This is a genomic window from Pyxidicoccus sp. M6 (assembly GCF_055568925.1).
The window spans coordinates 11,771,386-11,796,684 of sequence record NZ_CM145714.1; the positions used below are offsets into that span (position 1 = coordinate 11,771,386).

Annotated in this window: 24 protein-coding genes; 15 read left to right on the forward strand and 9 right to left on the reverse strand. The window is 70.2% G+C overall.

Going from position 1 to position 25,299, the window contains the following annotated elements:
• Positions 1-19: 19 nt before the first annotated feature.
• Positions 20-1,396, reverse strand: coding sequence for a hypothetical protein (locus tag ACVTJA_RS46310; protein ID WP_465830486.1), 1,377 nt, complete (start codon positions 1,394-1,396; stop codon positions 20-22).
• Between the two features lie 200 nt (positions 1,397-1,596).
• Between ACVTJA_RS46310 and ACVTJA_RS46315 the strand changes: the two genes are divergently transcribed.
• The 4 genes from ACVTJA_RS46315 to nagZ all read left to right on the forward strand — a co-directional run bounded on the left by ACVTJA_RS46315 (position 1,597) and on the right by nagZ (position 5,721).
• A complete protein-coding gene (locus ACVTJA_RS46315; RefSeq protein WP_465830488.1) occupies positions 1,597-2,514 on the forward strand; it encodes a DUF6209 family protein in 918 nt (305 codons plus the stop codon).
• A 138-nt stretch (positions 2,515-2,652) separates the two neighbouring features.
• Positions 2,653-4,140: an ATPase domain-containing protein gene (locus tag ACVTJA_RS46320; RefSeq protein ID WP_465830490.1), complete on the forward strand. Its 1,488-nt coding sequence runs from the start codon at positions 2,653-2,655 to the stop codon at positions 4,138-4,140.
• A gap of 1 nt (position 4,141) precedes the next feature.
• Positions 4,142-4,507, forward strand: a complete 366-nt coding sequence (locus ACVTJA_RS46325) for a response regulator (protein WP_465830492.1) — start codon at positions 4,142-4,144, stop codon at positions 4,505-4,507.
• A gap of 149 nt (positions 4,508-4,656) precedes the next feature.
• Positions 4,657-5,721 carry a beta-N-acetylhexosaminidase gene (nagZ, locus tag ACVTJA_RS46330; RefSeq protein WP_465840679.1) on the forward strand — a complete coding sequence of 355 codons (1,065 nt, stop codon included), beginning with the start codon at positions 4,657-4,659 and terminating at the stop codon, positions 5,719-5,721.
• 15 nt (positions 5,722-5,736) lie between these two features.
• Here the strand turns inward: nagZ and ACVTJA_RS46335 are convergent, their stop codons facing one another.
• From ACVTJA_RS46335 to ACVTJA_RS46350, 4 genes are all read right to left on the reverse strand, one after another.
• Positions 5,737-6,294, reverse strand: coding sequence for a hypothetical protein (locus ACVTJA_RS46335; protein ID WP_465830493.1), 558 nt, complete (start codon positions 6,292-6,294; stop codon positions 5,737-5,739).
• A gap of 107 nt (positions 6,295-6,401) precedes the next feature.
• Positions 6,402-6,899 (reverse strand): hypothetical protein, encoded by a 498-nt coding sequence (locus tag ACVTJA_RS46340; protein WP_465830495.1) that lies wholly within the window; start codon positions 6,897-6,899, stop codon positions 6,402-6,404.
• A gap of 123 nt (positions 6,900-7,022) precedes the next feature.
• Positions 7,023-7,691 (reverse strand): thioredoxin-dependent thiol peroxidase, encoded by a 669-nt coding sequence (gene bcp, locus ACVTJA_RS46345; RefSeq protein ID WP_465830497.1) that lies wholly within the window; start codon positions 7,689-7,691, stop codon positions 7,023-7,025.
• A 68-nt stretch (positions 7,692-7,759) separates the two neighbouring features.
• Positions 7,760-8,284: a hypothetical protein gene (locus ACVTJA_RS46350; RefSeq protein WP_465830499.1), complete on the reverse strand. Its 525-nt coding sequence runs from the start codon at positions 8,282-8,284 to the stop codon at positions 7,760-7,762.
• Positions 8,285-8,345: 61 nt separating this feature from the next.
• On the opposite strand from ACVTJA_RS46350, the gene ACVTJA_RS46355 reads away from it, so the two are divergent.
• Positions 8,346-8,990 carry a hypothetical protein gene (locus ACVTJA_RS46355; protein WP_465830501.1) on the forward strand — a complete coding sequence of 215 codons (645 nt, stop codon included), beginning with the start codon at positions 8,346-8,348 and terminating at the stop codon, positions 8,988-8,990.
• 24 nt (positions 8,991-9,014) lie between these two features.
• Here the strand turns inward: ACVTJA_RS46355 and ACVTJA_RS46360 are convergent, their stop codons facing one another.
• Complete coding sequence (locus ACVTJA_RS46360; protein WP_465830503.1) at positions 9,015-10,337, reverse strand: response regulator; 1,323 nt, start codon at positions 10,335-10,337, stop codon at positions 9,015-9,017.
• Between the two features lie 116 nt (positions 10,338-10,453).
• On the opposite strand from ACVTJA_RS46360, the gene ACVTJA_RS46365 reads away from it, so the two are divergent.
• From ACVTJA_RS46365 to ACVTJA_RS46400, 8 genes are all read left to right on the forward strand, one after another.
• On the forward strand, positions 10,454-10,855 hold the full coding sequence (locus ACVTJA_RS46365) for an MXAN_6627.5 family MYXO-CTERM protein (protein ID WP_465830504.1): 402 nt from the start codon (positions 10,454-10,456) through the stop codon (positions 10,853-10,855).
• Positions 10,856-10,864: 9 nt separating this feature from the next.
• Entirely contained in the window at positions 10,865-11,908 is a 1,044-nt protein-coding gene (locus ACVTJA_RS46370; protein WP_465830506.1) for a class I SAM-dependent methyltransferase, read from the forward strand.
• A 103-nt stretch (positions 11,909-12,011) separates the two neighbouring features.
• Positions 12,012-13,457, forward strand: a complete 1,446-nt coding sequence (locus ACVTJA_RS46375; protein ID WP_465830508.1) for a UbiA family prenyltransferase — start codon at positions 12,012-12,014, stop codon at positions 13,455-13,457.
• Positions 13,458-13,470: 13 nt separating this feature from the next.
• On the forward strand, positions 13,471-14,862 hold the full coding sequence (locus ACVTJA_RS46380; RefSeq protein ID WP_465830510.1) for an FAD-binding oxidoreductase: 1,392 nt from the start codon (positions 13,471-13,473) through the stop codon (positions 14,860-14,862).
• Positions 14,863-14,887: 25 nt separating this feature from the next.
• Entirely contained in the window at positions 14,888-15,625 is a 738-nt protein-coding gene (locus ACVTJA_RS46385) for an SDR family oxidoreductase (protein ID WP_465830512.1), read from the forward strand.
• Between the two features lie 68 nt (positions 15,626-15,693).
• Complete coding sequence (locus ACVTJA_RS46390) at positions 15,694-16,281, forward strand: Uma2 family endonuclease (protein ID WP_465830513.1); 588 nt, start codon at positions 15,694-15,696, stop codon at positions 16,279-16,281.
• A 104-nt stretch (positions 16,282-16,385) separates the two neighbouring features.
• On the forward strand, positions 16,386-16,976 hold the full coding sequence (locus tag ACVTJA_RS46395; RefSeq protein ID WP_465830515.1) for a Uma2 family endonuclease: 591 nt from the start codon (positions 16,386-16,388) through the stop codon (positions 16,974-16,976).
• Positions 16,977-17,099: 123 nt separating this feature from the next.
• Entirely contained in the window at positions 17,100-18,458 is a 1,359-nt protein-coding gene (locus ACVTJA_RS46400) for a DoxX family membrane protein (protein ID WP_465830517.1), read from the forward strand.
• Between the two features lie 36 nt (positions 18,459-18,494).
• Here ACVTJA_RS46400 and ACVTJA_RS46405 read toward each other — a convergent pair whose 3' ends face one another.
• The 3 genes from ACVTJA_RS46405 to ACVTJA_RS46415 are packed head-to-tail and all read right to left on the reverse strand — an operon-like array spanning position 18,495 to position 22,710.
• Entirely contained in the window at positions 18,495-20,477 is a 1,983-nt protein-coding gene (locus tag ACVTJA_RS46405; protein WP_465830519.1) for a hypothetical protein, read from the reverse strand.
• A 34-nt stretch (positions 20,478-20,511) separates the two neighbouring features.
• Complete coding sequence (locus tag ACVTJA_RS46410; RefSeq protein WP_465830521.1) at positions 20,512-21,627, reverse strand: MBL fold metallo-hydrolase; 1,116 nt, start codon at positions 21,625-21,627, stop codon at positions 20,512-20,514.
• Positions 21,628-21,666: 39 nt separating this feature from the next.
• Positions 21,667-22,710, reverse strand: coding sequence for an SDR family oxidoreductase (locus tag ACVTJA_RS46415; RefSeq protein WP_465830523.1), 1,044 nt, complete (start codon positions 22,708-22,710; stop codon positions 21,667-21,669).
• Positions 22,711-22,803: 93 nt separating this feature from the next.
• Between ACVTJA_RS46415 and ACVTJA_RS46420 the strand changes: the two genes are divergently transcribed.
• Entirely contained in the window at positions 22,804-23,463 is a 660-nt protein-coding gene (locus ACVTJA_RS46420; RefSeq protein WP_465830525.1) for a TetR/AcrR family transcriptional regulator, read from the forward strand.
• A gap of 150 nt (positions 23,464-23,613) precedes the next feature.
• Positions 23,614-25,290, forward strand: a complete 1,677-nt coding sequence (locus ACVTJA_RS46425) for an FAD-dependent oxidoreductase (RefSeq protein ID WP_465830527.1) — start codon at positions 23,614-23,616, stop codon at positions 25,288-25,290.
• The last annotated feature ends 9 nt before the right edge of the window (positions 25,291-25,299 follow it).

Consider the following 25,299-nt stretch of genomic DNA (forward strand, 5'->3'; position numbering starts at 1 on the left):
TGCAGTCTCCGGTTCCGCATCAGTGAAGCGCCTGGACGACGACATAGTTGTCCAGACCCCAGTAGTAGTCGTACGCCAGCGCGCCACACCAGTTGGAGCCGCCCGGCGGCGCCTGCACACAGTCATTCGAGCCCGACGAGCCCGTCGTCGCGTCGAAGCCGTACTTCGCCACGAGGCACGCGTCGCAGATGCCGTCACCCGCCCACGAGTCGGGGCACACCTGGCTCCACGTCGGGTAGTAGTAGGGGTCGAGGTACGGGTTCCAGCTCGCGGTGCTGGGAATGCGGTAGCTGCTCGCGTAGCCGTAGGCGATGAGGCAGTCCGGCTCCGGGTAGCCGTTGTTGAGCTGGCTCGACGAGCACCCGTACTTCCACACGGTGTGGTTCGTCATGAAGTCCGTCGCGTAGCCCGAGTAGTAGTTGTTGCAGGCCTGCCCCGCGGCGGCCACGTTCGTCTCCGGCGTGTACGTCTGGTTGGCCGGCGCGGGAATGGGCGCGGACGCCACCTTCTGGCCAACGAGATAGCCGCTGTTGTGGCAACTGCGGCGCGACTGGTGATGGTTCAGCCGGCTGTCGTCGATGATGATGTTGCCGAAGTAGCCCGAGCTGTCATTGCCGATGAAGCCGTCGGTGCCCGCGTTGAAGCTGCCCCAGCCGAGCAGCGCCGCGGCCTTGAGGCCAATCGTATACAGGTAGCCGCCGCAGTGCGCGTCGCTGGAGAACAGGTTCGCGTACACCTTGTTGCCGCGCACCACGGAGATGGGCTTGCCGCCCACCGTCGTCGCGCCCTGCGTGCCGGCGAACGTCCCGTTCGAGTTGTACACGCGCATGTTGTCCGTGCGCTGCTGCACCACCGCCGGGTTGTTGTAGCTGCCGCCTCCGAAGAACTCGACGATGCTGTTGGCGATGTTGAGGAACGAGCCGCTCGTCGTCACCTGGTCCGCCAGCGGCGTGCCCGTCAAATCCGGCGCGGAGAAGATGACCTGCGAAATCTTGCTCGTCACCTGGCTGACGGCGTAGCCCTTCGCGCTCACCGCGCCGGTGTGGCCCAGCATGTACCGCAGGGGGCTGGAGCCGTTGGAGTGGGTGATGACGGTGAAGCTGGTGATGCCATTGGCATTCACCCACGGGACAATCTGGTCGACGATGGAGCCCCAGCTACACTGGCTGTAGCCCGCGCAGCTCGCGCCGGGATAGCCCACGACGAGATAGGGCCGGCCGTTGCGCATGGTGTCGATGGACGACTGCGTCCAGTACCCCACCGCCGAGCTCGTGGATTGGTCACCGGTGCCGTGAACGAAGACGACGCCCGCGTTGGCGAGCGCGTCACCGCTCGCGCCCAGCAGCACCGCGGCGAATGCCGCGAGCGCCAGGCTTCTTCTGGATGAGAGATGCATGAGACCTCCGTGAGGGGGAGTGGCAGCACCTCACGAAAGCGGACCTGGATAAAAGGCGCACCGCGCAACTCAAGAGTCACGGCGACGTGCGGCTTCCAGCTTCGGACAGCTCACGAAACGGGGCGGAAGCGACCCGGGTATTCGGCGCACGTCGGGCACTCCTGGTAAATGCGGCCCTCCCTACTTCGGAGGAACCCCGCATGAAGTCCACCTGGAAGACCCTCGCGCTCGTGCTGCCGCTGCTCGCGGCGTGTGGCGGTGCACCGCAACCGGAGCCCACGCCGGCTCCCGAGACGCAAGCCGCCTCGCTCACCACGCCCACCGCCACGGTGCGCTTCTTCACCGGCTGGACGCACGAGCAGCGCGGCGCCATCGTCCGCGGCGGGCAGCTCGTCGTGGACTACGACCTGTACCGGATGACGGACTGCCACAGCAGCACCTACGCCGGCCAGCAGGCGTGGGACACGCTGGCCTACGTGCGCTTCCTGCCGGGCGGGCAGCTCTTCTCCGGCAGCGTGAAGGAGGCCACGGGCAGCACCACCTTCGTGAGCAAGCCCTTCGTCGTCACGGTGCCCTCGGACGCCACCAGCGTGGAGACGTGGTTCTTCACCTCCGGCCGCATGTGCACCAGCCGCTATGACAGCAACTACGGCGCGAACTACGCCTTCCCCGTGGAGGCGCAGTCTCCCGCGGCGGTGGTGTGGGCCGGTGACTGGGGTGGCAGCTTCGCGCGCGACTGCGTGCACCGCGACGGGCTCGCGGACCCCATCGTCATCGACAGCTACGTCATGCAGCGCGCGTGCAAGTGGGTGGACGCGGACGTGTACGTTCCCGGCGTGACGGATGCAGCCACCGCGCGGCCGGAGCTCGTCCAGGCGCAGGTGGAGTTCAGCGTGGATGGCGGCCCGCTCCAGTACAAGTGGCTGAGCTACCAGGGCCGCGTGGGCAACAACTACCGGTGGCAGTGGAATCTGGCCGCGGAGCCGCTCGCGTACACGACGTGGGCGCAGTACACGTTCGCCTTCCGCTACTCCACGGATGGCGTGAACTGGTACCGCATCGCCCTCGGCGCCGGCCCCTCGGGTGGCGCCACGCGCACGGTGCAGCGCGCCTTCTGAGCGCTCGCGCGGAAATGGCCGCCGGTGGACGCTGACCTCCGGCGGCCCGCGGGATTCCATGTCCCCCCGCACGTGCGGGCGCTAGTCTCGCCGCCTTTGCAGGAGCCGGGCGGGCTGGCCCGACGAAGGGAACGCGAGATGACCGACAGCAGTCCACGCGGCGAGGAGCGGCTCCGGACGGGAATCCCCGGCCTCGACACCGTCCTTCGCGGCGGCTTCCGGCCCGGCCGCACCTATATGGTGATGGGGCTGCCGGGCGCGGGGAAGACCATCCTCGCCAACCAGGTCTGCTTCCATCACGCGGCGAACGGCGGGCGCGTGCTCTACGTCACGCTGCTGGCCGAGTCCCACACGGAGCTGGTCGCCAACCTCCGCTCACTCACCTTCTTCGACGCCTCGCGCCTGCCCGACGCGGTGACGTACCTGAGCGCCTTCACCGTCCTGGAGCAGGGCGGGCTGGAGGCGCTGGCGGAGCTCCTCCGCAGGGAAATCCGGGCGCAGAAGGCCACGTTGCTCGTGCTCGACGGGCTCGTGGCCGCGGAGGAGGCGGCGCCGTCACCCCAGGCACTCAAGAAGTTCATCCATGGCCTCCAGGTGGTGACGAGCCTGGTGTCCTGCACCACGCTGGTGCTCACCACCGGTGGCGGCAAGGGCCTGCGCGCCGAGCACACCATGGTGGACGGCCTGCTCCTCCTGAATCAGCGGCTCTTCGGCGCCCGGACCATCCGCGAGCTCGTCGTGCGCAAGTTCCGCGGCAGCGACTACCTGCTCGGGAAGCACAGCTTCGAAATCACGCGCAACGGCATCATCCTCTACCCCCGGCTGGAGACGCTGGTGGACGAGGATGCGCCTCCGCCCCAGCTCGGAAATGCGCGCAGCGCCTTCGGCATCAAGGGGCTGGACAAGATGCTGTCCGGCGGGCTCCCCGCCGGCTCGTCGACGCTGCTACTCGGCCCTTCCGGCAGCGGGAAGACGCTGCTGGGGCTGCGCTTCCTCGCGGAAGGAGCGCGCCTGGGCGAGCGGAGCCACTACTTCGCCTTCTACGACTCGCCCGAGCGGATGCGGGTGCAGGCCGCCGGCGTCGGCATGAAGCTGGAGCCCCTCATCGAGCGCGGGGACCTGGAGGTGAGCTACCGGGCGCCCACGGAGAACATCCTCGACAAGCTGGGGGTGCAGCTGCTCTCGGCCATCCGTGAGCGCGGGGTGAAGCGGCTCTTCCTCGACGGGTACGACGCGCTCCAGAGGGCCGCCGTGCGGCCCTCGCGCACGGCCCGCTTCCTGGCGGCGCTGGTCAACGAGTGCCGCCTGCGCGGGGTGACGCTCGTCTACTCGGTGGAGACGACGATTGCCTTCGGCCCGCAGGTGGAGCTGCCGATGCGGGGCATCTCCATGGTGGCGGAGAACCTCCTCTACCTGCGCCAGGTGGAGGTGCGCTCCGAGCTGCGCCGCTTCATCTGCGCACTGAAGGTGCGCAACAGCGGGTACGACGCCGCCCTCCGGGAGCTGACCATCGGCGCGAAGGGGCTGGAGGTGGGCGGGACGTTCGAGGGTGCCCAGCAGCTCCTGACGGGCCTGGCCCGGACCGGCGGGAAGGCACCACGCCTCCGTGCCCGCCGGGGGAAGTAGCATGGGGCCCATCCTCATCGTCGACGATGAGTTCGGCATCGTCGAGGCCATCCGGGACCTGCTCTCCGACGAGGGCTACCGGACGGCCGTCGCGCTCAACGGCCGCGAGGCCATGGAGCGCATGGCGGAGGAGCGACCCGCCCTCGTGCTGCTCGACTACATGATGCCGGTGATGAATGGCCCCGCGGTGCTGGAGGCCATGGAGCGCAACGACGCCCTGCGGGACGTGCCCACGGTGATGATGAGCGCGAGCAGTCCGAGCCGCTGGCGGCACCTGCGCTGCACCGCCTTCCTGCCCAAGCCCTTCACCCTCACCCAGCTGCTGGAGACGGTGCGCCGGCTCGCCGGGCCCCCCGACGCTCGCTAGCCCGGCCCGTGCTCCACCGCTCCGCGCCCTGACAGGCAGCCGACATCCGGCGCGGTGGCGCCACGCCGTTGCCCAGCCCGCGCCCGCGTTCTGCCAGACTGCGCGCCGTGACTGCCTCCGCCCTCTACCGCGACTGTGCCCGCCTCTTCATGGTGGGCTTCCCCGGCACCCGCATCGACAGCGACCTCGCCGAGCTGATGGACGACGGCATCTACGGGGCCATCCTCTTCAAGCGCAACGTCGGCACCGCGCAGGAGACGGCCGCGCTGTGCCGCGAGCTGAAGACGCGCGCCGGCCGGCCCTTCATCCTGTCGGTGGACCAGGAGGGCGGACGCGTGGCCCGGCTGCGCGGCGCGCCCTTCACCACGCTGCCACCCATGCGCGAGCTGGGACAGCACGGCGACGCGGCCCGGGTGGAGCGCGTGGGCCGGCTGCTCGCGCACGAGCTGCGCGCGGTGGGCTTCGACTGGGACTTCGCGCCGGTGCTGGACGTGGACACCAACCCGGCCAACCCCGTCATCGGCGACCGCAGCTTCAGCCGGGACGCGGAGGAGGTGGCGCGGCTGGGCATAGCGCTCGCGCGCGGGCTGGAGGCCGGTGGCGTGGCGTCCTGCGGGAAGCACTTCCCCGGCCATGGCGACACCACCACGGACAGCCACCTGACGCTGCCCCGGCTGCCTCATGGGTTGGAGCGGCTGCGGCAGGTGGAGTTGGTGCCCTTCCGCGCCTTCGCCAGGGCGGGGCTGGCTTCGCTGATGACGGCGCATGTCCTCTTCGACGCGCTGGACCCGGGCGTGCCCGCCACCATGAGCACGCGCGTGCTCCAGGGCGTGCTGCGCGAGGAGCTGGGCTTCGACGGGGTGCTCGTCAGCGACGATTTGGAGATGAAGGCCATCGCGGACCACTACTCCGTGGAGGAGGCCACGGTGCAGGGCACGCTCGCGGGCGTGGACCTGTTCCTGGTGTGCCACCGCGCGGACGTGCAGCGCCGCGCGATTGAGGCGCTGGTGAAGGCAGTGGAGTCCGGCCGCGTCCCGCGCTCGCGGATTACCGAGGCGCATCGGCGGCTCGACGCGCTGGCGGCGCGCTTCGCGCACCCGGCGGAGGAGCGGCTCGCCACGCTGGGCGGCACGGAGCACCGCGCCCTCGCCGAGGGACTCGACAGCGCCTTCGCCGGCAAGGACCCCACCGAGGTGATGCTGGCGTCCCGCTGAGGGCGCGGGCCTCCGCTATTTCTTCGGAGCCTGTACCTCCGTGTCGGCCTTCGGCGGGAAGTTCGGGCCCGGCCCGGCGCCGGGCTCTTGCGAGAGATGGCTGTGGCGGAGGCTGCGCTGCGCCTCGAGCTCCCACGTACCGCCCTTGTCGGAGGAGGGAGGAACCTGTGGCGAGGTGAAGCCAGGCGCGCCGATGCCTCCGGGGCTGCCCTCCGCGCCGGAGCGGTCCTGCGGCCCGGGTTGGTCCTGCTCTCCCTGCACGGGAACCTGCTGCGGACGGCGGAACTCGTCGGGCGTGGAGTTGGCGCCCTGCTGCTCGTTGCCGATGCCCGAGCCACCCGTGGCGGGCGGCTGCTTGGAGCCCGGGTCCGCCCAGCCGTCCCTCTGCCGTGACTGGGGCTGCGGATTGCCGGGGAGGAAGCTGTCGGTGGGCTGCTGCTGGTTCGCGACGCCCTCGTACGCGCTCCCCGGCTGCGGTATCGGCTTGTCGCGCTCGCAGGCGGTGCCCAGCAGCGCGGCCGCGGCCAGCGCGCCCGGCAACAACAACCCGCGGCGGAAACCTCCCTGGTGCATGTCCCTCTCCTTGGGTGGAGCCATGTGCTCTCCCAGAGGGATGGACACCCGCCCGCTTCGCCGGGAGTTGGCGGGAGGGCGGACAGGCGCCCCCCGGCCCACTCGACTCAGCGACGGTTCAGGTCGTTGCGGTCCTGCCAGCCCAGCGGAGCGAAGCCCGAGCCGGTCTGGTGGTACGTCATGTTGCCCTGCTCGGCGCCGTCCTCGCCGCCCAGGCCCTGCGCGGCGGGCGAGTAGTCGGCGCCGCCCAGCATGCCGTACCGGTCCGCCATCATCTTCCCGGCGTCATCCCGGAGGGAGTTGTTCTGCTTCCCGTCCGTCTTCGGCGTGCGCGGGTCGATGCTCGAGCCAAGCTGGTGGATGGTCGAGTTGTAGCCACGGTCCGCCGGCTTCGTCCACGGCGCGAGGCGCGCGTCCGACGTCTGCTCACCCTCGATGTTCCGCTGGGCCTCGGGCTGATGGCCGCGCTGGGCAAAGACATTGCCCCGCGACTCCCCGGGCTGCTTGCCACCCGTCTCGGGCAGCCCACCGCAGCCCGCGCTCAGCAGCACGCCCACGGCCAGCGCCGCCGCCTGGCCCCACCGCCGAAAAGTCCGCTCGCGCATGTCCACTCCTCCGAATCCCTGCAATCGGTTGTCCGTCACCCCGAGGAGTTGGGCACGCCGGGTGTCCGAACCACGGGGCGGCTACACAGCGGCCCGTCTGGCCGCTCGGGCCCAGGTATAGCCTCAGCGACGGGCGCGGGCAGCAACCTTCGCGGTGCCCTTCTTCGCCGTGGCCTTCCGGGCAGGCGCCTTCTTCGCGGTGGCCTTCTTGGCCGGAGCAGTCTTCTTCACGGCCTTGGCACCGGTGGTCTTCTTCGCGGGCGCGGCCGTCTTCACGGGTGCGGCCTTCTTCGCGGGGGCGGCGACGGGCGCGCTCTCGCTCTTGCCGCTGCTCTTCGCGCCGAGCGCGGCGAGCACCTCGTCCACGTGGCCGTTCACCTTCACCTTGGGCCAGACCTGCTTCACGCGTCCATCAGGACCGATGAGGAAGGTGGTGCGGGTGATGCCCTCGAACTTGCGGCCGTAGAGCGACTTCTCGCCCCAGACGCCGTACGCCTCGAGCATCCGGTGCTCCGGGTCCGCGAGCAGCGGGAAGGGCAGGCTGTACTTCGACGCGAACTTCCGGTGGCGGTCCACGCTGTCCGCGGACACGCCCAGCACCACCGCGCCGGCGCCCCGCAGCGTCGAGTGCTCGTCGCGGAAGTTGCACGCCTCGGTGGTGCAGCCGGGAGTGTCGTCCTTCGGATAGAAGTAGAGGACGACGTGCTTGCCCGCGTGCTGCGCGAGCGTCACGGAGTTGCCGTCCTGGTCGGGGAGCTGGAAGGCGGGGGCCTGGTCACCTGCTTGGGGCATGGGCATGGCGCCTCATTAACGGCAAATCGCGCCGCCCTCAACGTCCAGCGTCGTGCCTCCGGCATCCGCTACGGCGGGTTGCCCGCGTCACCGGGGCGGGGGCCCGCGGGCTCGCCGACGTGGGCCGTGCCCTCCTCGCCCTCGGGGTGGGCGTGCGCCTCGTACTTCACGAGGTCCGCGTGGCACTGCGCCAGCGCGTGCTGCAGCGGCACGCGGGCCGACTCCTCGCGCGTCTCGCCCAGCTTCTTCGCCAGCGCCTCGCACGCCGCGCGCTTCACGTCCACCGCGGCGGTGCCGGGCCCGGTCGCGCCCGGCGTGGCCAGGGGACGCGGGGGCAGCGTGCCGCGCAGGGTGCGGATGGCGGACAGCCGCGCCTCCGCCTCCGGCCGCGCCTTCGAGTCGCGGGGCACCGCCTCGAACTCGGCGATGACGGCGTCCCATTGGGCGTCCCGGGGAGGCACGCCCTTGTCGACGAGCGCGGTGTAGTCCGCCTCCGCCTTCTTCAACTGCTCCGGGCCCTTGTCGCACCCGGGGGCCAGGAGCAGACAGAGCGACAGCGGCAGCGCGGCGAGACGTCGGATGGCAATCCTCATGAAGGGCGGGTCCTCCTGTCCCGCTGGCCTCCGGATTGAAGCACGGCTAGGGTGCCGCGTCGTGTCGCCCATCCTCCTTGCCTTCCTGGTCGGTCTCTCCCAGGGCCTGCTCCACGCGGTGGGGCCGGACCACTGCGCCGCCATGGCCACGCTCGGCACGCTGGGGGGAGGCCGCAAGCGCCTCGCCCTCGCCACGGCGCTGCGCTTCGCGCTCGGCCACGCGGCCATGCTGGGCGGTATCGCCGCCGTGTGCCTCCTGGCCGGCGTGGGCCTGTCGGAGACCTTCGAGCGCTGGGCGGAGGTGTTCGGCGGCGGCGTCCTCGTCGCGCTCGCGGTGACGGCGCTGCTCTTCCCCAACAGCCTCAATCACGGCCACCCGCACCTGCCCGGACACTCCAAGGAACCGCACGAGCACGTGCACACGGTGAGCACCGCGGCCGGCGCCTTCATGGCCATCAGCGGCGTGCGCTCGCTGCTGCTGGCGCTGCCCCCGCTGTTGATGGGCGGCAGCATGAGCCTGGCGGCGTGGACATACCTGCCCGGCTTCGCGCTCGGCATCCTCCTGGGCATGGGCGCGGTGGGCCTGCTCTTCGCGGAGGGGCTGTCCCGCCTGGGTGACGGGCTCACCGCGTGGGTGCAGCGCGCGGTGGCGCTGGGCTCCGGCGCGCTGGGCCTGTTCTGGATTGGCTCGCGGCTCGGCGGCTGACGCCGGCCGGGCCAGGCGCATCCACTACGAGCGCTTGTCCAGGATGCCCAGCGACATCATCGCCACGAGGAAGCCGTAGACGACGTGCTCGGGGCGGTTGGCGAAGGCCAAGAGCTCCGCCACGGTGCGGTTGCCGTCAATCTTCGGCAGGAGCTCCGCCTCCCACCGCTCCAGCTCCACCTCGTTGAGCTGGTAGGCCGGGGCCACGGCGGGGATGAGCCTGTCTTCGGGCTGCAGGAGGCGGCGCAGGCGCTCCGGCTTGTAGAGCTTCTTGATGCCGCGGACGATGAGGTTCGCCGGGTGCACGTCCAGCTTGATGGACTCCGAGGAGGCCTTCTCCTTGAAGCTCATCACGTACGTGCCCTCGTCCCACGCGAAGAGCGAGTAGATGACGGCCTTCACCTGCTGGCCCACGTAGTAGAGCCGCTCGGTGTCCTTGAGCAGGCCGCGCTCCACCAGCACGTCGCCGGTGCGGCGGTTGGTCTGCGCGGCCACCGCGGACGCGTCCTGGAGCTGCTCGGGCTTTATCTTCCCGACGCGCACGAGGAACTGGCCGAAGCGGTCCGCCAGGAGGTTGGAGAGGGCGAACACCGGCGTGCCCTTCTCGAAGTAGACGACCTTCTTCACCTTGCCCTTCTGGATGCCCAGCTCGCCCGTCTCGCGCGACAGGTAGAAGGCGGTGAGCAGCGAGGGCAGGTTGTCCTTCAGCTCGCCACGGCGGCTGCCCGGAGCGCCCGCCCCCACGGGCAACGGGTCCGGCGGCCGGCCCGGCGTGGGCGGACGCACCTGGGTGACGGGCACCTTCTGCATGGGGCTGGCGGTGAGGTTGGCGCCGCGGATTTCCGCCGTGATGTTGCCGCCGCCCGTCACCTTGATGCGGCCGGTCAGCTCCATGGCGTCCTGCGGGCCTTCGTCCTCCACGTCGATGTCCAGCTCCACCTCGAAGGCGTCATGCGTCGAGGCGGGCGGCGCCTTCTTCTCCACCGGGAGGACCTTCGTCATGGCCTCCAGGAGCTTCTGGGCCTCGAAGGGCTTCTCGAAGTAGCCGGCCGCCTGGTACTTCGTGCGCGACTCGACGGCGTGCTTGCCGCCCTTGAAGACGCCGGTGATGAAGAGGAGCGGGAGCTGGGGGTTGTCCTTCCGCAGCGCGTCCGCGAGGTGGTACCCCATCATGTCCGGCAGCAGGATATCGAGCACGGCGGCGGCCGGCGGGTTGGCCTTGGCCACCTCGATGGCCTGCTTTCCACGGTTGGCGCCGACGACCTCGTAGCCCGCATCCTCGAAGAGCTGGGTGAGGAGGGACAGAAGTTCCTGGTTGTCGTCGACGACGAGGATTCGGGGTGCCATCGCGGGGCGTACCGTACCAGATGCGGGGGGAAGGGTCAGACAATCCGCCTGCCCGCCGGCCCCGTTCCATGGAGGATGCATCCGTGCCGCCAGGGGGTTAGGGTGGCTGCCCCGTGATGTCCTCCACCCGTCATCCCCTCCTCTCCTGGATGGTGGGCCTGCTGGCCTGCCTCCCCCTCCTGCTGCCCGCCGGGGCCCTGGCGCAGTCCGACCCCGACGCGGGGGCTGATGCCGACGCGGGGGCCGACGCCGGCGGCGGCATCCATATCCCCATCCCCGACGCCTCCGTGGGCGAGGGAGGCCCGGACCGGGACAACCCCGAGGGCGAGGACGGCCATCTGCCCGTCACGTGCCGCCGGAGCGGGGACTGCGCGGCCCGCTTCACCTGTCAGGACGGCCTGTGCCGCTATACGGGGGTGCGCAAGGCGGAGAGCGCGGGGTGCCTGCTCGGCCCCGAGGCCACCCTGCTGGTGGTGGGACTGGCCGCGGTGGCCGTGCCCCGGCGGAAGAAGCGGTAGAGGACGCGCATGCGGCTGGGGCTCAAGGCGGACAACCTGCTGGAGCGCGTGGCGGACTGGTTCAACCTGGCCCCCCAGCCGCTGGCGCATGCCTTCTTCGGGATGATGGCGTCCCGCACGCTGATGGCAGGCGTGCGGCTGGGCGTGTACGCGGCGCTGGCGGAGGGGCCGGCCTCGGCGGAGTCCCTGGCGGAGCGGCTGAAGCTCTCTCCCGAGGGCACCCGCACCCTGTTGGAAGCCCTGGTGGCCTGTGAGGCCGTGGAGCGCCAGCGCGGCGGCCGCTACCGGCTGGCGCCCCGGGCGAAGCGCTGGCTGGACCCGCGCTCGCCGAGGTACGTGGGCGCCTTCCTCGAGTTCAACTACACCCAGTGGGACTGGTGGACGGGGCTGGAGGGCGTGGTGCGCTCCGGCGAGGCGGTGGACATCCACCAGTTCGCCCCCGAGGACCCGCGCTGGCGCGACTACATCCACGCCATGCACCAGCTCGCGCGGCTGGCGGCGCCGGAAGTCGCGGCGGCCATTCCCCTGCCTCGCGGGGCGAAGAGCCTGCTGGATTTGGGCGGCGCGCACGGCTGGTATGCGGCGGAGCTGTGCCTGCGGCACCGGGGGCTGAAGGCCACGGTGCTGGACTTGGAGGGCAGCGCGCGCGTGGGCCGGGACATCATCACCTCGGCGGGGCTGAGCCACCTCGTCACCCATCGCGAGGGGGACATCCTCACCGCGGAGCTGGGCGGCCCCTACGACGCGGTGCTGCTCTTCCAGGTGATGCACCACCTGTCGCCCGCGCAGAACGTGGCCCTGCTGCGGCGGGTGCGCGGCGCGCTGGGCTCCAAGGGCACCCTCGCCGTCCTGGAGTACCTGCGCGAGGACATCGACGACCCGGCCAGCTCCGCGCCGCTGATCGGCCTGCACTACTTCCTGACGTCCGGCGCGGCGGCCTACACCCCCGCGGAGGTGGAGGGCTTCCTGGACGACGCGGGTTTCCGCATCGAACAGAGCCGTCCCATCCGCCACCTTCCGCTGCAGACGCTGTTGCTGGCCCGGCCGGACTGAAGCAGGTTGCCCCAGGGGCGGGGCACCCCGGGCCGGCGACCCACGCTCCAGTTCCCGCGGCAGACATACGTCCTCCCCGTGCGCTACCCTGCGCCCCTTTCCGATGCTTCCCGAAAAACCGCTTCCCGCCGACCCGCCGGACGTGCCGCTCGCCGTGGACCTCGACGGCACGCTGGTGCGCACGGACACGCTGCACGAGAACCTGCTCGTCCTCTTCAAGCAGGCGCCGTGGCTGCTGCTGCTGGTGCCGCTGTGGGTGCTCAGGGGCAAGGCCTTCTTCAAGGCGGAGGTGGCGCGGCGGGCGGCGCTGGACGCCTCGCGCCTGCCGTACAACGAGGAGCTGCTGGCCTTCCTGCGCGAGGAGCAGGCGCGGGGCCGCAAGCTGGTGCTGGCCACCGCGGCGGACCGGCGCATCGCCGACGGCGTGGCCGCGCACCTGGGCCTCTTCTCGGAGGTGTTCGCGAGCGACGGCACGGTGAACCTGTCCGGCGCGCGCAAGCTGGCGCGGCTGAAGGAGGCCTTCGGCACCTTCGACTACGCGGGCAATGACGGCGTGGACCTGCCGCTGTGGCGCGAGTCGCGCCGGGTGGTGGTGGTGCACGCGCCGGCCGGCGTGCTGAAGCGGGCGCACGGGCTGGGCCGCGAGGTGCACCGCGTCTTCGAGCGCCCCCGCGTGGGCCCGCGCGTCTGGGTGAAGGCGCTGCGCGTGCACCAGTGGGCCAAGAACGCGCTCGTCTTCGTCCCGGTGCTGGCCGCGCACAAGGCGCTGGAGCCCGGCCTGCTGCTGCGGGCGGTGCTGGGCTTCGTCGCCTTCAGCCTGTGCGCCTCCAGCGTGTACGTGCTGAACGACCTGCTCGATTTGGAGTCGGACCGGCGGCACCCGACGAAGTGCAGGCGCCCCTTCGCCGCGTGCGCGCTGCCGGTGAGCACCGGCGTGGTGCTGGCGCCCCTGCTGCTGCTGGCCGGCGCGGCGGTGTGCCTGCTGCTGCCGTGGGCCTTCTCCGCGCTGCTGGCCTCGTACTACGCGCTGACGCTGGCGTACTCGCTGCGGCTGAAGCAGGTGGTGATGCTGGACGTGCTGGTGCTGGCGGGCCTGTACACGGTGCGGATTTTTGGCGGCTCGCTGGCGGTGGGCGTGCCCACGTCGAGCTGGCTGATGATGTTCAGCATGTTCCTCTTCCTCTCGCTCGCGCTGGTGAAGCGGCTGAGCGAGGTGCGGCGGCTGCGCCAGTCCAACGAGACGGCGGCGCACGGGCGCGGCTACCTGGCGCAGGACTACGAGCAGCTCGCCAGCCTGGGCGCGGCCGCCGGCCAGGTGTCCGTGCTGGTGCTCGCGCTCTACATCACCTCCAAGGAGGTGACGGCGCTGTACTCGCACCACGAGTGGCTCTGGCTGCTGTGCCCCATCATGCTGTACTGGGTGGGACGGGTGTGGGTGCTGGCGCATCGCGGGCTGGTGAACGAGGACCCGCTCGTCTTCGCGCTGAGGGACCGGGTGAGCTACGTGGTGGGGCTCTCCGCGGCCCTGGTGCTATGGGTCGCCCGGTGAGAGGTCTCTCGCGATGAAGTCTCTGGAGTCCTGGGGACGCTATCCCCAGGTGGAACAGCGCTCGCACGCGCTGGTGTGGCGCTCGGACGCGCTCCCCCGGACCGACGGCACCCAGCTGCCGCATGGCCTGGGCCGCAGCTATGGCGACTCCTGCCTCAACGAGGGCGGCACGCTGCTGCTCACGTCGGGGTTGGACCGGCTCATCTCGTTCGACGCGGCCACGGGCGTGGTGCGCTGCGAGGCGGGCGTCACGCTGGACACGCTGCTGCGCCTGGCGGCGCCGCGCGGCTGGTTCCTGCCGGTGACGCCGGGCACCAAGTTCGTCACCGTGGGCGGCGCCATCGCCAACGACGTGCACGGCAAGAATCACCACCGGAGCGGCACCTTCGGCCGCTACGTGCGGCGCTTCGAGTTGCTGCGCTCGGACGGCAGCCGCCGCGTGTGCGCGCCGGATGAAAATCCGGACTGGTACGGCGCGACGATTGGCGGCCTGGGGCTCACCGGCCTCGTCACCTGGGCGGAGGTGCAGCTCAAGCCCATCAGCAACCCGTACGTGCTGCAGGAGACCGTCCCCTTCGAGAACCTGGACGGCTTCCTCGACGTGGCCCGCGCGTCCGAGGCGGACCACGAGTTCACCATGGCCTGGGTGGACTGCCTCGCCGTGGGGCGGAAGGTGGGCCGGGGCCTGTTGTACCGGGGCAACTTCGCGCCGCCGCAGTTCGACGGGCTGCCGCTGAAGAAGAGCCACCTGTCGCACGGCTCGGGGCTGGCGGTGCCCATGGACATGCCGGCCTTCTGCCTCAACCGGCTGTCGGTGTCCGCGTTCAACTGGCTCTACTACCACCGGCAGAACGGCAAGCCGAAGCAGCACCTCACGCACTACGACCCGTTCTTCTACCCGCTGGATGCCATCTACGGATGGAACCGCATCTACGGGAAGCGCGGCTTCCTCCAGTTCCAGTGCGTGGTGCCCTACTCCACCGCGCGCGACGCGCTGAAGGAGATTCTCGAGCGCAGCTCTCGCGGCGGGCTGCCCAGCTTCCTCTCCGTGCTGAAGACGTTCGGTGACATTCCCTCTCCGGGGTGGATGTCCTTCCCGCGCCATGGCGTGACGCTGGCCATGGACTTCGCCAACCGCGGCGAGAAGACGTGGCGGCTGGTGGAGGAATTGGACAGGGTGACGCGCGAGGCGGGCGGCGCGGTGTACCCGGCGAAGGACGCGCGGATGAGCCCGGAGAGCTTCGCGGCGTACTTCCCGAGGCGCACGGAGTTCTCGCGGTACATCGACCCGGCCTTCTCGTCGTCCTTCTGGCGGCGGGTGAATCCGGTGACGCTGCCCTTCTCCCTGGAGTCCGAGCGCGGCCCGGCGGCCTCGCGACCCCAGTCCCTGCTTGCGATTCGCTGATGTCTTCTCCGAGATTGCCCACCCCATGAAGAAAGTGCTCGTCCTCGGCGCCACCAGCGCCATTGCCCAGGCGACGGTGCGGCTGCTCGCCGCGCGCGGTGCCTCGCTGTACCTCGTCGGCCGCAACGCGGCGAACCTGGACGCGGTGGCGAAGGATGCCGCCACGCGCGGCGCCGCGAAAGTGGAGCAGCGCGCGGTGGACCTGAACGACTTCGCCGCGCACGAGCCGCTGGTGGACGCGGCGTACGCGGCGCTGGGCGGGCTGGACGGCGTGGTGCTGGCGCACGGCGTGCTGGGAGACCAGGCGGAGGCGCAGAAGTCCTGGGAGGCGACGGAGGCGGTGCTGCGCACCAACTTCCTCAGCGCGGTGTCGCTGCTGACGGTGCTGGCCAACCGCTTCGAGGCGCAGAAGGCCGGCACGCTGGTGGTGATTTCGTCGGTGGCGGGAGACCGCGGCCGGCAGAGCAACTACGTCTACGGCGCGTCGAAGGGCGCGCTCAACGTGTTCCTCCAGGGCCTGCGCAACCGGCTGGCGAAGTCCAACGTGGCCGTCGTCACGGTGAAGCCCGGCTTCGTGGACACGCCGATGACGGCGCACATTCCGAAGAACAAGCTGTTCGCCTCGCCGGACAAGGTGGCGCGGGGACTGCTGCGCGCCGCGGATGCCCGGAAGAACGAGGTCTACGTGCCCGGCATCTGGGCGCTCATCATGCTCATCATCCGCACCATTCCCGAGGGAGTGTTCAAGCGGATGAAGCTGTAGCCGACGAAGCGCCCTACCTCCCGGGTGGGGCGCTTGTCAGACGCCCCTGATATCCCCACACTCCGTGCATGGCCTACGGCGCGCGCAAACTGGAGCGTCCGGCGACTCTCGCCGACATCGAGGCCCTGCCGGAGGGCGTGGTGGGGGAAATCATCGATGGGACGCTGTACACGCATGCGCGGCCTGGGGACGGGCACATCTATTTCGGGCTCCGGCTCTTCGGTGAGCTGGATGGGCCCTTCCAGCTCGGGGCCGGTGGACCGGGCGGGTGGTGGCTCCGGGTAGAGCCTGGAGTGCAGGTGGAGGGCTCGCCGGAGTTCATGCCGGACCTCGCCGGATGGCGGCGCGAGCGGGTTCCCGAACCACCCGAGGGACGGTGGACCCGCGCCCCGGAGTGGGTCTGCGAGGTGCTCTCTCCCTCGACGAGCGCCTATGACCGGCGCATCAAGCGCCCCTTCTACGCGCGCATCGGTGTCCAGCATCTGTGGTTCGTCGACCTGGAGGAGCGCACGCTCTCCGTCAGCCGGCAGGTGAACGGCTTCTGGATGGAGACGGGCGTCTACGGTGAGGACGACGCACGCATCCGCGTGGCGCCATTCGAGGACATGGAGCTGCGGCTGGGATGGCTCTGGCAGTTCGCCGGTGGAAGGCGCTGAAGCTTCTCCGACTCGGTTGGGAAAGGCCGTACATGCGGAACGCATGGCCTTCGCAATCAAGCATGCCCCTTGCCGGTGGCAGAGAGCCTCTTCATACTCATTACATGAGGTACGGGGAACAGAACCTGGGACGTCCTGCTACCTTCGCTGATATCGAAGCGCTACCGGAGCACCTCGTCGGTGAGGTTACTGACGAAAGACTCTATGTGCATGGACGCCCACCGGCTGTGGGCTCCTATCTACAGGGGCAGCTCATCCACGCTTTGTGGGGCCCGTTGGATCGAGGAAAAGGAGGCCCTGGCGGATGGAGGATCTCCAGGGAACCTGGTATCCGCGCGGGAGGCTCACCGGAATTCGTGCCTGACTTCGCGGGCTGGCGCCGGGAGCGGGTCCCTCGCCTTCCCGATGCACAATGGGAGCTCGTCCCCGACTGGGCCTGTGAGATTACGACCCGCTACACACGCGCCTATGACCAGCGCATCAAGCGCCCCTTCTACGCGCGCATCGGCATCCGGCACCTGTGGTTCATCGACCTGGAGGCAAAGACGCTCTCGGTCAGCGAGCTGAACGGAGGCCGCTGGGTGGAGCTGGGCGTGTACGGTGAGGATGACGTCGTCCGCGCCGCGCCGTTCGACGCCATCGAGCTGCGGCTCGGCGAGCTGTGGCCCGTCATCGACACGTCTTCCCAGGAGTGAAGGCGTCAATGCACCGAGACGCCATCGGGTTGCAGCAGCCCCAGCGTCCCGGCGATATGTTTGCCTTTTGAGGGGTGATTTGGGGCGACCTCCAGGGTTTGGCTACGCTGCGGCCCGCCCGCCATGACCACTGCCGCCCCGCTTCCGCCCACCCCGGAGCCGCTGGCTCCGGTTGCCTCCACGTTCCAACCCGTCACCACCCCCGTGCCCGGTGACTGGAGCCTCGCACGGCGCATCGTCTTCCGCTTCGGCTTCGCGTACCTGTTCCTCTACTCGCTCCCGGGGCCGGTGGGCTCCATCCCGGGCATGGGGTTCCTCAACGAGGCCTTCGACGCCTTCTGGCACGTCGTCGTGCCCTGGGTGGGCAAGCACGTGGTGGGGCTCGCCGAGGACATCACCGTCTTCACCAATGGCAGCGGTGACACGACCTACAACTACGTGCAGTTGCCCGTGTACGTCGCCTTCAGCGCGCTGGTGGCCACCGTCTGGTCCGTCATCGACCGGCGCCGCACCCAGTACGTGAAGGCGCACGATGTGCTGCGCGTCTTCCTCCGCTATGTGCTGGCCATCAGCATGCTGTCCTACGGCCTGGCCAAGGTCTTCAAGTCGCAGTTCCCCTTCCCGTCTCCGGACCGGCTGGTGGAACCGCTGGGCGAGTTCTCCCCCATGGGCCTCTTGTGGACCTTCATGGGGTACTCGAAGGGCTACAACATCTTCACCGGCGGCGCGGAGGTGCTGGGCGGCCTCCTCCTGCTCTTCCGCCGCACCACCACCCTGGGCGCGATGGTCGTCATCGCCGTCATGACCAACGTGGTGGCACTCAACTTCTTCTACGACGTCCCCGTCAAAATCTACTCCTCGCACCTGCTGCTGATGGCCGTCGTCCTCGCGCTGCCAGACGTCCAGCGCATCCTCAGCGTCGTCCTGCTCAACCGCCCCACGCAGCCTCGCGAGCTGGGCATGCCCTTCCAGTTGTCACGCCGGGAGGCCCGGGGCTTCCTCGCCGTGAAGGTGCTCTTCCTCGCCATCGTGGGCTGGTCGTTCTACGAATCGCGGGTGGAGTTCCTCGAGAAGTACAGCGACTCAGCGCCCAGGCATCCCCTCTACGGCCTCTACGAGCCCGAGTCCTTCACCCGCGACGGGCAGGTGCTGCCGCCGCTGCTGGGAGACACCCAGCGCTGGAGGTACTTCACCGTCAACCGCTTCAACCGGACGACCGTGCGGACAATGGATGGCAGCGTGCAGCGCTTCACCCTGGCGCACGACCCGGCGAAGAAGACCGTCACGCTCACCGAGGGCGCTGGCGAGGCGAAGAAGGAGACGGTGCTCACCTACTCCCAGCCGGACGCGGAGCACCTCGTCCTCCAGGGCACCTTCAAGGATGCCCCCATCGAGGTGCGCCTCAAGAAGGTGGACGAGTCCAAGCACCTCCTCATCAGCCGCGGCTTCAACTGGATTCAGGAGTTCCCCTTCAACCGCTGAGCCGGCCCACGCCGGGCCAGCCCATACGGCACGCCCTCACTGCCTCTTCGCGGGGACGTTCTTCTCCATCATCGTCAGCGCGAAGTTGTAGTTGTTGAACATCTGCATGCGCGACTTGAAGAGGCTGCCGCGGCTGATGCTGCCCTGGCACGCGTAGGCGTTCTCCGCGCTCGTGTTCGTCACGGTGTTCAAGAACGCCTGTACGCCGTTGTACCCATCCGTCAGCACCGTGTTCAGCGCCGTGGTGTCCGGCGTCGCGACCGCCGTCTGGAGGATGGTGCGGTAGGCCGGCACCAGGGTGGCGAGGATGTCCGCGCCGCCCTGGATGGTGGGGCCGAAGAAGCTCGGGCCCCCCGGCGAGAAGTGCAGGTACTGGCCCGCGGGCAGGGAGGTGTTGCGGAACAGCATGGCGGAGCCCGTGTTGGACGGGCACGACGTCGGGTCGCCGAAGTAGACGACCCCGAGCGAGCCCCAGCCCTGACGGAAGCCATAGCCTCCCGAGGCCACCAGCGGCGCGCCGCCCGGACGCCACGCCGTGGAGTAGGCGCTGTTGAAGGGCGCGGTGGTGTTGACGAAGGACAGCGCGTCCACGCCGCCGTAGGCCGCGTGCACCGTCCAGCCGCGGTGCGCGAGGATGGGCGCCAGGTGCTGCGCGTTGTAGGCCAGGCCGATGGGGTCCGTCAGCGTCGGGTAGATGCCGAAGACATGGCCCGTGGCCCAGTGATACAGCGAGCGCGTCGCCCCCGTGCTGGAGGACGCGTCGAAGCCCCGGCCATAGCCGGAGATGCGCGAGGCGTTGGAGGCGATGTCGAAGCCCAGCCGCGTGAGCTGCGCGAGCCCGCCCACCGTGTAGATGCTGGTGTAGCCGCCCTGCACCGGCTTCGCGGGGTCTCTCGACAGGTCCGTCCCCAGGAACGGGAGGATTTCCGTGCTGGTGTCCAGGCAGCCATCGGGCGAGGGCACACCTCCCGCGGGGAGCAGGTCATTGGCCCCCAGGCGTGTGGCCAGGGGCTGGAGCGCCGCCCCGCAGGGGTTGGTGGCGGAGTACGTCCGGCGTGCGCGGGAGCCCGTCATGGAGGCCAGGGCCGTCACCTCCGTGTGCAGCCTGAAGCGCACATCCAGGGTGCCATCGATGCTGGTCGTGTACGAGATGGGCGGGTAGTTGGTGTTCAGGCTCTGCGCGAGGAACGGCCAGATGAAGTAGCCGCTCGCGTCCGGGAGCATCTGCGCCGGTGAGTCGTAGGACAGGCTGCCGTTGGCGTTGAGGATGGAGGTGTCGCGCAGCCGCCAGATATTGAAGGCGGTGGAGGTGGGGCGCGGCAGCTTGAGCTCCTCGATGCGCGGGTCGGGGTAGCCGCCCGACTGGCCGTAGGTGCTGCCGGCCATCACCCGCTCGGCCACGCTGGAGGGAATGAGGACGCCGACGTCGTTGGTGCCGGTGACGAGCGGGGCATAGTGGAAGGAGATGCCCCACAGGTGCCCGCGCAGCCGCGCCTCGTGGAAGGCCGTGCCGAGCCCGTCGCTGATGCCGTACGTGCCCCCGCGCAGGTTCCGGTACGAGTACTGCGCCAGCAGCATGTGCGACAGCAGCATGCACGTGTGGTAGCGCACATAGCTGGCGGCGGACGCCGGGTCGACGGTGTTGTTGTAGCAGAGCTGCCGCGCCCGGAACTCCGCCCACTGGTCCTCGGTGAGCGGCGGTGCGAAGTGGCCGAAGGGGCTCACCTGCTCGCTGCGCGCGGCCCGGGCGTCAATCTGCCGCAGCGTCAGCGCGGTGCCCGCGCTGTCCACGCGCACCGTCGTGTCGTAGAGCGACGGGAGCTGGCAATAGAGCGAGCCGCCGCAGCCGTTGGCCAGGCGGTCGAGCGCCTCGCGCAGCTTGCCGCTGAAGTCGGCCTCGGTGATACCCGCCTCCACCGTGCCGAGGGCTTCCGGGGGCGGAGACACCACTTCGTCATCGGGCGCACAGCTCGCCACCGCGAGGGACAGCACCACCGCCGCAATGCTTCGCTTGAGCATCCATTCTCCTGGAAGAGAGGGTGCTCACATCCTCTCAGGGCCCCCTGACGAAGCCCCGTGACAATTGTTTCTGGATTTCATTACCCCCGGGCAGCGGCGGCACGTCTCGGCCCTCGCCGAAGCCCAGGGCCCAGAAGCGAGGGCGCACCGGCTCGCGCGCCACCAGCCGCAGGAGGAGGTACTTCGCCTCGTCCTGGCCATCCAGCGCCAGCGCGAAGGTGCCGTAGTGCATGGCCACCGACGTGGCCGAGCGCAGCACCTTGTGCGCCTGGAGCGCTTCCTTCGGCCCCATGTGCACCGGCCGGAAGGCGGTGGGCCGGTACGCGCCGATGGGCAGCACCGACAGCCGCATGGGCCCGAAGCGCTCGGCCATCATCGCGAACTGCGGGCCATAGCCCGTGTCTCCCGCGAAGAGCACCGGCCCGCCCGACGTGGAGAGGACGAAGCCCGCCCACAGCGTCGCGGACGTGTCCGTCAGCCCGCGGTTGGAGCGGTGCTGCGCCGGCACCGCCGTCACCCTGTGCCCCGGTGACACCTGCGTGGACTGCCACCAATCCAGCTCCTCCACCCGCCGGAAGCCCTCCCCGTGCAGCAATGCCTTGTTGCCCAGGCCCACGATGAAGAGCGGGTGGTGCGCCTCTTCCAAACGCCGCAGCGTGCGGAAATCCATGTGGTCGTAGTGGTTGTGACTCACCAGCACCACGTCGATGGGCGGCAGGTCCTCGAAGCGGATGCCCGGCGGGCGCACACGGTGCGGGCCCACGCAGGACAGCGGGCTCGGCCGGTCCGAGTAGATGGGGTCCGTCAGCACATTCAACCCGTCCGCCTGGAGCAGCACCGTGGCGTGGTTGATGAACGTGACGCGAAGCTGGCCCGGCCCCACGCGCTCCGGCGGCGGCTTGCCGGGCGGAAGCTCCTCGTAGTCGCGCCACGGGCCCCGGGCCTCCGTGCGCATCGCCTCCAGGACGTCGCCCAGGCCGAGCCGGCGGACGGGCTCCAGGTTCTCGAACTGCTCACCGTCGAAGTGGTCCGTGACGGGGCCTTCATGCCGGGGCCCGGCGAAGAGACAGCCGCCGAGCCACGGCGCGCACAGCAGCACGAGCAACGCGAGGCGCTTCGTCAGCGTCGGAGAGGTACCCAGGTGCGGCATGCGGAGGCGCTCCAGCGAATCCAGGGGTCCCTGCCCACGTCACGCGGCGGTGGCGGCCGGGGCCCCGCTCGCGACGCCGCCCACCCGGGCATCATGCTCGCGAACCCAGGCCACGGTGTCACGCAGCGTCTCCTCCAGCGGACGGAAGGACGCATCCAGCTCCCGGCGCGCCTTGCGCGAGTCCACCTTCAGCTTCGCGTGCATGGTGCGCACGCCCTCCACCGTCATCACCGTCGAGCCACCCGTCAGCCGCGCCCACGCCTCGGACATCGCCGCCACCGTCAGCGCCACCGGATGGGGCACGTTCCAGCGAGGCGCCGGTACTCCCGACACCTGGGTCAGCACCTGGAAGAGGCGCTGGAAGTCCACGAAGTCGCCGCCCACGATGTAGCGCTCGCCAGCGCGGCCCTTCTCCGCCGCCACCACCATGGCCGCCGCCACGTCCCGCGCATCCACCAGCGACGAGCCCCCGTCCGGCACCGCCGGCAGCTTCTTCGCCAGGAAGTCCCGCACGAGCTGCCCGGCCGCCGTCGGCGCCGCGTCCCAGGGACCGAACATCCACCCCGGCAGGATGAACACCACCGGCAGCCCCGTACGCACGCTGAGCGCCTTCAGCTCCCGCTCCGACTCCACCTTGCTCTTGAAGTACAGGTTGGTGGCCGCCACCGGCGCGGGCGGTGTGTCCTCGTCTCCCGCCGAGCCGTCCGGCTTCAGCCCCACCGTCCCCGACGAGCTGACGTCGAGAAAGCGCTTCACGCCCACCCGGTGCGCCGCCTCCGCCAGCTCCACCGAGCCCTTCACGTTGATGGCGTGCAGCTTCTGTGCGTGGTCTCCCGGCCCGTAGTACTCGCGGAAATAGGCCGCCGTGTGGAATACCGCGTCGCAGCCCTCGAGCGCGTCCGCGAAGCCCTTCACGTCCTCCATGTCCCCTTCCACCACCTCCACCCCGGACAGCCCGCCCAGCACCTCGCGCGCCTTGGCCCGAGAGCGGACGAGCGCTCGCACCGGATGCCCCTTCGCCACCAGCTCCCGCACCAGGTTGTTGCCCAACAGTCCCGTGCTGCCCGTCACGAACGCGTGCATGTGGCGCCTCCCGGCCAATATGAACAGTGCTCAGATAAAGACCGGACTTAACAGTGTCAAGATGAACGACACCGGCGCGGACGGGAGGAGGCCATGACGGCGCGCGGCAGGAAGTCCGCCCCCCAGGCGCGGCGCACCTACCACCACGGGGATTTGCGGCAGGCGCTGGTGAACGCCACGCTGGAGCTCATCGCCCGGGAGGACGCGGGAGCGGTGTCCCTGCGCGAGGTGGCGCGGCAGGCCGGCGTCAGCGCGGCGGCGCCCTACCACCACTTCCGCGACAAGAACGCGCTGCTGGCCACCGTGGCCGAGGAGGGCTTCCGCGCGCTCAACGGGCGCATGGCCGAGGCGCTCGGGCACGGACAGGGGGCGAACCCCACGGAGGTGCTGCGCCGGCTGGCGCGGTGCTACGTGCGCTTCGCGATAGAGCACCCCTCGCACTACCGGGTCATGTTCCGGGAGGAGTGGAACGACGAGGAGAAGTACCCGAGCACCCACGCCGAGGGGATGCACGCCTTCCAGCGCCTGCTGGAGTGGGCGGCAGCGGCCCGCGCGGCCCAGGGCCACGGCGACGACCCGGAGACGCTCGCGCTCACCACGTGGGCCTGGGTGCACGGCCTGGCCTCGCTGTGGAATGAGGGGCCGCTGCGCAAGAAGACGGGAGGGAGCTCCATCGAGCCGCTCCTGGAGCGCTCACTGGATTTGTTCGTCCAGGTCGTCGGCGCTCCCGCCCCCAAGCGCGCTCCCCGCTGAAGCGCCTCTTCGCGGACACGCGGCGGGTGATTCCAGGGTGGTCCGCCATGCCGCGCCGGCCGCCTCCTCTCCGGGCGGCGTGGCAGCGCCCCCACGCCCACCCGGCGGGGATTCATTGCGACGCTCCGGAGGCCTTCCCAGCTTCGGGGCATGGACATCCCCCCCGTCACGAGCGAGCCGGGGCTGGACCCGACGGACCCCTATGCTCGCGAAGCGCAGACCTTCCCGCGGCTCAACGCGGAGATGGCGGAGCGCATCGCCGCCTACGGCCAGGAGGAGCGGCTGCCCGACGGCACGCCCGTCTTCGAGCGCGGGCAGCGCAGCGTCGACTTCTTCTTCGTGCTCGAAGGCACCATCGAGATTTTCGCGACGGACGAAGAGGACGCGCCCCACGTCCTCGCCGTCCACGACGAGCACCAGTTCACCGGCGAGCTGGACCTCTTCAACGACCGGCAGATTCTGGTGAGCGGCCGAGCCCGGGGCGACAGCCGGGTGCTGCGCGTGAAGCGGAGCGACTTCCGGCGCATGGTGAGCAACGAGACGGACATCGGCGAAATCATCATGCGCGCGTTCATCCTGCGCCGCGTGGGGCTCATCAAACACGCGCAGGGAGGCGTGGCGCTGATTGGCGCGGGCCATGCCGCGGACACGCTCCGCCTCCAGGGCTTCCTGGTGCGCAATGGCTATCCTTACCGGCTGCTCGACACCGACGTGGACCCGGATGCCGGCGGCTTCCTCGACTGCTTCCACCTCACGCCCGAGCAGCTCCCCGTGGTGATTGCCCCCGGCGAGCACGTGTACCGCAACCCCACCAACGCCGAGCTCGCGGATGACCTGGGGCTCAACGAGACGGTGGACGCCGCCCATGCCTACGACGTCGCCGTGGTGGGCGCGGGGCCCGCGGGGCTGGCCTCCGCGGTATACGCGGCATCCGAGGGGCTGGAGACGCTGGTGCTCGAGGGCCTGGCGCCGGGAGGCCAGGCGGGGACGAGCTCCAAAATCGAGAACTACCTCGGGTTCCCCACCGGCATCTCCGGACAGGCGCTCGCGGGACGGGCGCAGGTGCAGGCGCAGAAGTTCGGCGCGCGGCTCATCATCTCCCGCTCCGTCACCGGCATCGACTGCGAGAGCACGCCGTACCGCTTGCACCTGGAGGACGGCCGCACCGTGTCGGCGCGCTCGGTGGTCATCGCCACGGGGGCGCGCTACCGCAAGCTCGACGTGCCGGACCTCGCGCGCTTCGAGGGCCAGGGCATCCACTACGCAGCGACGGCCATGGAGTCGAACCTGTGCACGGGCGAGGAGGTCATCGTCGTGGGCGGTGGCAACTCCGCCGGACAGGCCGCCGTCTTCCTGTCGCGCACGGTGGCGAAGGTCCACCTGCTCGTGCGCGGCGAGGGGCTGGCCGCGACGATGTCCGACTACCTCGTGCAGCGCATCCAGTCCTCGCCGCGAATCGAGCTGCACACGCGCACGGAAATCACCGGGCTCGCGGGGCACCGGTTCCTGGAGGAGGTGACGTGGGCACACCGGCCGACCGGGCAGCTGACGACACGTCGCATCGGCAACGTCTTCGTGATGATTGGCGCCGAGCCGAACACGGAGTGGCTCAACGGCTGCCTGGAGCTGGACGGCAAGGGCTTCATCCGGACGGGAGTGGATTCGCGGGGGCGGACGCTCGCGTCACCGTTCGCGACATCGCGGCCGGGCATCTACGCGGTGGGGGACGTGCGCTCGGGCTCGGTGAAACGCGTGGCGTCGAGCGTGGGCGAGGGCTCCGTCGTGGTGCAGGCGATTCATGGCTTCCTGCACCCCACGGTGATGTGAGGCGCGAGG

Bases quoted from the DNA above. Each gene is read 5' to 3' on its own strand.
- ACVTJA_RS46310 (WP_465830486.1), bottom strand. From the start codon at position 1,396: ATGCATCTCTCATCCAGAAGAAGCCTGGCGCTCGCGGCATTCGCCGCG.
- ACVTJA_RS46315 (WP_465830488.1), top strand. From the start codon at position 1,597: ATGAAGTCCACCTGGAAGACCCTCGCGCTCGTGCTGCCGCTGCTCGCG.
- ACVTJA_RS46320 (WP_465830490.1), top strand. From the start codon at position 2,653: ATGACCGACAGCAGTCCACGCGGCGAGGAGCGGCTCCGGACGGGAATC.
- ACVTJA_RS46325 (WP_465830492.1), top strand. From the start codon at position 4,142: ATGGGGCCCATCCTCATCGTCGACGATGAGTTCGGCATCGTCGAGGCC.
- nagZ (WP_465840679.1), top strand. From the start codon at position 4,657: ATGGTGGGCTTCCCCGGCACCCGCATCGACAGCGACCTCGCCGAGCTG.
- ACVTJA_RS46335 (WP_465830493.1), bottom strand. From the start codon at position 6,294: ATGCACCAGGGAGGTTTCCGCCGCGGGTTGTTGTTGCCGGGCGCGCTG.
- ACVTJA_RS46340 (WP_465830495.1), bottom strand. From the start codon at position 6,899: ATGCGCGAGCGGACTTTTCGGCGGTGGGGCCAGGCGGCGGCGCTGGCC.
- bcp (WP_465830497.1), bottom strand. From the start codon at position 7,691: ATGCCCCAAGCAGGTGACCAGGCCCCCGCCTTCCAGCTCCCCGACCAG.
- ACVTJA_RS46350 (WP_465830499.1), bottom strand. From the start codon at position 8,284: ATGAGGATTGCCATCCGACGTCTCGCCGCGCTGCCGCTGTCGCTCTGT.
- ACVTJA_RS46360 (WP_465830503.1), bottom strand. From the start codon at position 10,337: ATGGCACCCCGAATCCTCGTCGTCGACGACAACCAGGAACTTCTGTCC.
- ACVTJA_RS46365 (WP_465830504.1), top strand. From the start codon at position 10,454: ATGTCCTCCACCCGTCATCCCCTCCTCTCCTGGATGGTGGGCCTGCTG.
- ACVTJA_RS46370 (WP_465830506.1), top strand. From the start codon at position 10,865: ATGCGGCTGGGGCTCAAGGCGGACAACCTGCTGGAGCGCGTGGCGGAC.
- ACVTJA_RS46375 (WP_465830508.1), top strand. From the start codon at position 12,012: ATGCTTCCCGAAAAACCGCTTCCCGCCGACCCGCCGGACGTGCCGCTC.
- ACVTJA_RS46380 (WP_465830510.1), top strand. From the start codon at position 13,471: ATGAAGTCTCTGGAGTCCTGGGGACGCTATCCCCAGGTGGAACAGCGC.
- ACVTJA_RS46385 (WP_465830512.1), top strand. From the start codon at position 14,888: ATGAAGAAAGTGCTCGTCCTCGGCGCCACCAGCGCCATTGCCCAGGCG.
- ACVTJA_RS46390 (WP_465830513.1), top strand. From the start codon at position 15,694: ATGGCCTACGGCGCGCGCAAACTGGAGCGTCCGGCGACTCTCGCCGAC.
- ACVTJA_RS46395 (WP_465830515.1), top strand. From the start codon at position 16,386: ATGAGGTACGGGGAACAGAACCTGGGACGTCCTGCTACCTTCGCTGAT.
- ACVTJA_RS46400 (WP_465830517.1), top strand. From the start codon at position 17,100: ATGACCACTGCCGCCCCGCTTCCGCCCACCCCGGAGCCGCTGGCTCCG.
- ACVTJA_RS46405 (WP_465830519.1), bottom strand. From the start codon at position 20,477: ATGCTCAAGCGAAGCATTGCGGCGGTGGTGCTGTCCCTCGCGGTGGCG.
- ACVTJA_RS46410 (WP_465830521.1), bottom strand. From the start codon at position 21,627: ATGCCGCACCTGGGTACCTCTCCGACGCTGACGAAGCGCCTCGCGTTG.
- ACVTJA_RS46415 (WP_465830523.1), bottom strand. From the start codon at position 22,710: ATGCACGCGTTCGTGACGGGCAGCACGGGACTGTTGGGCAACAACCTG.
- ACVTJA_RS46420 (WP_465830525.1), top strand. From the start codon at position 22,804: ATGACGGCGCGCGGCAGGAAGTCCGCCCCCCAGGCGCGGCGCACCTAC.
- ACVTJA_RS46425 (WP_465830527.1), top strand. From the start codon at position 23,614: ATGGACATCCCCCCCGTCACGAGCGAGCCGGGGCTGGACCCGACGGAC.